Consider the following 556-nt stretch of genomic DNA (forward strand, 5'->3'; position numbering starts at 1 on the left):
AGTGATCGCCGGCCGTGCCAACGAGCTGGCGGGCAAGCCCCGTGGCGGCAAGAGCCCGGTGCATCCCAACGACCACGTCAACCGTTCCCAGAGCTCCAACGACTGCTTCCCCACCGCCATGAGCATCGCCGCCGTGCAGGCCGTCACCGAGAAGCTGTTGCCGGCGATCCGTGAACTGTCTGGTGGTTTGGCAGAGTTGTCGGCGCGCCACATGAAGCTGGTGAAAACCGGCCGCACCCACATGATGGATGCGACGCCCATCACCTTCGGCCAGGAAGTCTCGGCCTTTATAGCGCAACTCGACTACGCAGAACGCGCGATCCGCAGCGCCCTGCCCGCCGTGTGTGAACTGGCCCAGGGTGGTACTGCCGTCGGCACCGGGCTCAATTCACCCCACGGTTTTGGCGAGGCGATTGCCTCGGAATTGGCCGCGCTGTCGGGCCTGCCGTTTGTCACCGCACCGAACAAATTCGCCGCGCTGTCGGGCCATGAGCCGTTGACCACCCTGCACGGCGCCTTGAAGACCCTGGCCGTGGCCCTGATGAAAATCGCCAAC

At 64.9% G+C, this 556-nt stretch carries 1 protein-coding gene; it reads left to right on the forward strand.

The window, feature by feature from the left end:
* A partial coding sequence (locus HX846_RS38655; protein WP_256740558.1) for a lyase family protein occupies positions 1-556 on the forward strand: 556 nt, incomplete at both ends.

Origin of the sequence: Pseudomonas sp. K5002, from assembly GCF_013386655.1 — a bacterium.
Lineage (GTDB): Bacteria > Pseudomonadota > Gammaproteobacteria > Pseudomonadales > Pseudomonadaceae > Aquipseudomonas.